This window comes from Inquilinus sp., from assembly GCF_057815775.1.
In genome coordinates, this window is the sequence record NZ_JBYRFX010000735.1 from 1 (window position 1) to 4,791 (window position 4,791).

At 68.9% G+C, this 4,791-nt stretch carries 5 protein-coding genes and 1 pseudogene; 2 read left to right on the forward strand and 4 right to left on the reverse strand.

Features of this window, described 5'->3' with window-relative positions:
• From AC3XYG_RS25780 to AC3XYG_RS25790, 3 genes and pseudogenes are all read right to left on the reverse strand, one after another.
• Positions 1 to 396 (reverse strand): annotated as a pseudogene (locus tag AC3XYG_RS25780) (NAD(P)(+) transhydrogenase (Re/Si-specific) subunit alpha); the annotation flags it as partial.
• Positions 397 to 504: 108 nt separating this feature from the next.
• Positions 505 to 948, reverse strand: coding sequence for a CBS domain-containing protein (locus tag AC3XYG_RS25785; RefSeq protein WP_489142732.1), 444 nt, complete (start codon positions 946 to 948; stop codon positions 505 to 507).
• Between the two features lie 64 nt (positions 949 to 1,012).
• Positions 1,013 to 2,041: a 2-dehydropantoate 2-reductase gene (locus AC3XYG_RS25790; RefSeq protein ID WP_489142733.1), complete on the reverse strand. Its 1,029-nt coding sequence runs from the start codon at positions 2,039 to 2,041 to the stop codon at positions 1,013 to 1,015.
• 218 nt (positions 2,042 to 2,259) lie between these two features.
• On the opposite strand from AC3XYG_RS25790, the gene AC3XYG_RS25795 reads away from it, so the two are divergent.
• Positions 2,260 to 2,949 (forward strand): GntR family transcriptional regulator, encoded by a 690-nt coding sequence (locus AC3XYG_RS25795; protein ID WP_489142734.1) that lies wholly within the window; start codon positions 2,260 to 2,262, stop codon positions 2,947 to 2,949.
• Positions 2,950 to 3,057: 108 nt separating this feature from the next.
• Positions 3,058 to 4,128 (forward strand): Rieske 2Fe-2S domain-containing protein, encoded by a 1,071-nt coding sequence (locus tag AC3XYG_RS25800; RefSeq protein WP_489142735.1) that lies wholly within the window; start codon positions 3,058 to 3,060, stop codon positions 4,126 to 4,128.
• 16 nt (positions 4,129 to 4,144) lie between these two features.
• Here AC3XYG_RS25800 and AC3XYG_RS25805 read toward each other — a convergent pair.
• A partial coding sequence (locus AC3XYG_RS25805) for an SDR family NAD(P)-dependent oxidoreductase (RefSeq protein ID WP_489142736.1) occupies positions 4,145 to 4,791 on the reverse strand: 647 nt, incomplete at its 5' end.

A 4,791-nucleotide genomic window follows, 5' to 3' on the forward strand; every position in this document is an offset into this window, starting at 1 on the left:
CGCCCGGGTGATCCGCGGCACCAGCTCCAGGGCAAAGCTCTCGATGCCGGCCGAGGCGTAGGCCGCCAAGCTCTCGGCATCGTCATAGGGCTCCAGGATGCCGATCAGCGTGGCCCCGCGCGGGATCAGCGACAGCTCGTCCAGTTCGCCCTCCCCCGCCCGCAGCGGACGCCGCACCTTCAGCACCACATCGGCGCCGGCCAGGGCCGCGGCTGCATCCGCCGCCACCTCCGCCCCCGCCGACCGGTAGGCGTCGTCCGTCACCGCACTGCCCAGGCCCGCACCCGCTTCCACCACCACCACGGCACCCAGCGCGATCAGCTTCTTCACGCTGTCCACCGTCGCCGCCACACGGCGCTCGCCCTCCCGGCGCTCACGCAACACTCCTACCCGCATGGACACAGACCTCCCCACGCGGCCCGGAGACGGCGCCGCATTGCACAGAGACAGGATCGCCCGCGGCAGCGATTCAGGCCGCCGCGGTGCGATCGATGAAACCGGAAATCAGGCGTGGGCCACGGCCGGCGCCGGGTCCTGCAGCGCCGGCGAGGCCTGGTGCAGGAAGTGGCGGATCAGGTCGCGGGCGCTGATCACCCCGACCAGGGTGTGGTCCTCCATCACCGGCACGTGCCGGATATGGTTCTCATCCATCAGCCGCAGCACCGTCTCGATGCTGTCGCGCGGCTCGCAGCTGATCACGGTGCGGCCGATGAAGGCCGAGACCTGCATCGCCAGCGCCGCGGCGCCATGGGTGGCGAGCGCCCGGGCGACATCGCGTTCGGAGAACACCCCGACCACGACATTGCCCTCGGTGCGGCACACCTCCTTGACCACCAGCGCACCGACGATCTCCTTCGTCATCAGCGACACGGCGGTGGCCACCGTCTCACCGACGCGGATCATGACGATGCGCGTGTCCTTCTGGCGGAGAATGTCTTCGGCTCTCATGGCTGGGTTCCTCCTCGGGGGAAAGCGGCTCTTGCGGCTGCTTGGGATGAATGGGCGGGATGGATCAGGCCGGGACCAGCGCCGGGGCACGCTTGGTCTCGGCGGTTCGCGGGGCCGGGCTGTAGAGGCCGGCGATGCCGGCCCGCTGCTGCACCAGGGCCAGCACGGTGTCGACGGTCGGGGTCGGCACCCCGACCATGCGGCCGAGCTCCTGGATCACGGTGACCAGCGGGTCGATCTCCATCGGCCGGCCGCGATCGAGATCCTGCAGCATCGAGGTGCGGTGGGCACCGACCGCGCCGGCGCCGTCGAGCCGGCGTTCGATGTTGACCCGGAACTGCACGCCGAGCCGGTCGCCGATCGCCTGCGCCTCGGCCATCATGCGCCGGGCAACGTCGCGGGTGGCGGGGTCGCCGGTGATGACGTCGAGCGTCGCATGGGTCAGCGCGCTGATCGGGTTGAGGCAGAGATTGCCCCACAGCTTCAGCCAGATCTCGTCGCGGATGTTGTCGCGGATCGGCGCCTGCAGCCCGGCCGCCTGCATCGCCTCATGCAGAGCGACGATGCGGGCCGAGCGGTTGCCATCGGGCTCGCCGATCGGGAATTTGTCGCCGTAGTGGTGCTCGACCACGCCGGGCGATACCACCTCCGTCGCCGGATAGACGATGCAGCCGATGCCGCGCTGCGGCCCCAGGCGGTTCCATTGCAGCGCGCCGGGATCGACGGTCTCGATCGTGCGGTTCTCGAAGGCGCCGCCATGCCGGTAGAAGTACCAGTAGGGCAGGCCGTTCACCGCGGTGACGATGGCGGTGTCCGGCCCCAGCAGCGGCTGCATCGCCTCCACCACCCCCGGCACCGAATGGGCCTTGAGGCTGATGACGACATAATCCTGCGGCCCGAGATCGGCCGGATTGTCGGTGCAGCGGATGCGGGCGATGCGGGTCTCATCGTCGATCTTCAGCGCCAAGCCGTTCTGGCGCATCGCCTCGAGATGCAGGCCACGGGCAACGAGGCTGACCTCGACCCCCGCCCGGTGAAGCTGGACGCCGAGATAGCCGCCAATGGCCCCGGCGCCATAGATGCAGAGTTTCATGGTCGCGCCTTCCTCCCGTTTTCTTGGAGACAAAGGCCGCTGAGCAGCCGACCGAGGCTTATGGTGGTATACAAAATACTTGATGTCAATCAGCCTAACAGAATTGGGCCGAAGGGAGGAGACTGCCTTTGGACTCTCGTCCACGGTATACTTGTGGCCAGCGGCGCCCGGGGCTATAGCCGAAGGGAACGCCGGCCGCGCCGACAGAAGGGCCCTCGATGAGCTTTCCACAGATCGACGTGAAGCCGCTCGACACCGAATCGAGCTTCCGGATCAAGGCCTACAAGGCGTTGAAGCAGGCCATCACCGAGATGGACATCTACGGCCACACCGGCGAGATCAAGCTGGAGGAGCGGCAGCTGAGCGAGATGCTGGGCGTCAGCCGAACCCCGATCCGCGAGGCGATGACGCTGCTGGAGCAGGAGGGCTTCGTCCGCTCCGTCCCCCGCCGCGGCATTTTCGTCATCCGCAAGACCAAGGCCGAGGTCCTGGAGATGATCACGGTCTGGGCGGCGCTGGAGGGCATGGCCGCCAGGCTGGCCACTCAGGTCGCCACCGACGCCCAGATCCGTAAGCTGCACGACTATGTCGACGTGTTCCGCGACCGCGACCCGGAGGAGCATGTCAGCGAGTATTCCGACGCCAACATCGCCTTCCACAAGCAGATCATCCGCAGCAGCGGCTGCCAGATGATCGTCGACATCACCGACAACCTGTTCATCCACATGCGCGGCATCCGCCGGGTGACGATCGGCCAGGACCACCGGGCGCAGCGTTCGGTGGCCGACCACCAGAAAATCGTCGAGGCCCTCGAAGCCCGCGACGCCGATTTGGCCGAGCGGCTGGTGCGCGAGCACACGCTGGGCCTGGCCGAGCATGTCCGCAAGCATGGCGACTTCCTGAACTGATCCGAAGGCGGGCCGCGGCGGACGCGCCGTCGCGTGTCATCCGTAGCCCGCGGCGACATGATCGCGTCATCCGGCATGGAAACCATGGACCTCCGTCCATGAGAGGCCATGCCGATGTCCCCCGATTGCTCCGCCGCCGCCGGTGACGCGACGCTGCAGGCGCCGCGGAATTGCAGTTTCGAGCCGCATGACTGGCAGATCCTGGCGCGCTTCTGGTACCCGGTGGCCCGGTCAGCCGATTTGGTGCCGGGCACGCCGATCGCGGCGACGCTGCTCGACGAGCGCCTGGTGCTGTACCGCACGCCGGACGGGCGGCCGGTGGTGGCGCGAGACCTGTGCATCCATCGCGGCGTGCCCCTGTCGATGGGCTGGGTCGAGGGCGAGGAGATCGTCTGCCGCTACCACGGGCTGCGCTACGGGCCGGACGGTGCCTGCCGGGCCATCCCGGCCGATCCGGGCGGCACGATCCCATCGCGCCTGCGGATCGCGACCTTCCCGGCGATCGAGCGCTTCGGGCTGGTCTGGACCTCGCTCGACCCCGATGCGGACCCGGCCCTGATGCCGTCCTTCCCGCTGTGGGACGAACCCGGCTTCCAGCAGATCGTCCCGCCCTGGATCGACATCGCCGGATCGGCCGGGCGCCAGTGCGAAGGCTTCATCGACGTCGCCCATTTCGCCTGGATCCACGACCAGACCTTCGCCAACCGCGGCAACCCGGTCGTGCCCTCCTACCAGGTCGCCTGGACCGGCCGGCTGCTGACCGCCGACTACATCAGCGACGTGCCGAACTTCCCGCATGGCCTGGACCTGGCGGCGCCCGAGGGCTTCCTGTGGCGGCGCTATTTCGAGATCGAGCTGCCGTTCAGCCCGCGCCTGACCATCTTCTTTCCCGAGGGCAAGCGCCTGTCGATCTTCAACGCCGCCTGCCCCGTCTCGGCCCGCCGCACCCGGCTGTTCGTGCCGATCGTGCGGGATTTCGACACGGACGGCCCGCCGGAGCCGGTCTACGAGTTCAACCGCCGCATCTTCGAGGAGGACCGGGCGATCGTGGAGAACCAGCACCCCGAGGATTTGCCGCTCGACCTGATGGCGGAAGCGCACATCGCCGCCGACCGAAGTTCGATCGCCTATCGCCGCGGGCTGGCCGGCCTGGGTCTCGGGCGGCACTTCACCAGCTGAGCCCCGGGCCTCACGGCTATGTCGATGGCGCCGCCGGCCGCAGCCCCAGCCGGCGGGCGATTATGCGGTCCATCATCCGGCTGGGCAGCAGGCTCTGCAGCAGGATCCCCGCCGGGCTCGGCGCGATCACGTAGCGCGCCTTGGGCCGTGCCGCCGTCAGCGCCCGGACGATGATGGTGCCGACCCGGTCGGCCGGCAGCCCCTGCCGGCCCATGGTCAGCGCGAGCTGGCGAAACCTGGCCAGCGGCGCTTCGTAGGGCGAGCCGGCGAAGGGTGCCAGATCAACCGTCTCGGCCTTGTCCCAGATCGGTGTTTCGATGGTGCCGGGCGCGACGACGACCACGTCGATGCCGAACAGCATCAGCTCACGCCGCAGGCTTTCCGACAGGCCTTCGAGCGCGAATTTGGACGCGGAATAAGGGCCGTTGAACGGCATGGCGCGGCGGCCGCCGACTGACGACACCATGATGATGCGGCCCCTGCGCCCGGTCCGCGCCGGGTCGGTGCCCAGCAGCGGCGCGAAGGCCTGGGTCACGGCCAGCTGGCTGACCAGATTGACCTCCAGCTGCCGCCGCAGATCGTCGATCGGGATCTGCAGCAGCGGACCGGGCACGGCGATGCCGGCATTGTTCGCCAGCCCGGCGAGCGTGCCCTGCCCGAGCG

Bases quoted from the DNA above. Each gene is read 5' to 3' on its own strand.
- AC3XYG_RS25785 (WP_489142732.1), bottom strand. From the start codon at position 948: ATGAGAGCCGAAGACATTCTCCGCCAGAAGGACACGCGCATCGTCATG.
- AC3XYG_RS25790 (WP_489142733.1), bottom strand. From the start codon at position 2,041: ATGAAACTCTGCATCTATGGCGCCGGGGCCATTGGCGGCTATCTCGGC.
- AC3XYG_RS25795 (WP_489142734.1), top strand. From the start codon at position 2,260: ATGAGCTTTCCACAGATCGACGTGAAGCCGCTCGACACCGAATCGAGC.
- AC3XYG_RS25800 (WP_489142735.1), top strand. From the start codon at position 3,058: ATGCCGATGTCCCCCGATTGCTCCGCCGCCGCCGGTGACGCGACGCTG.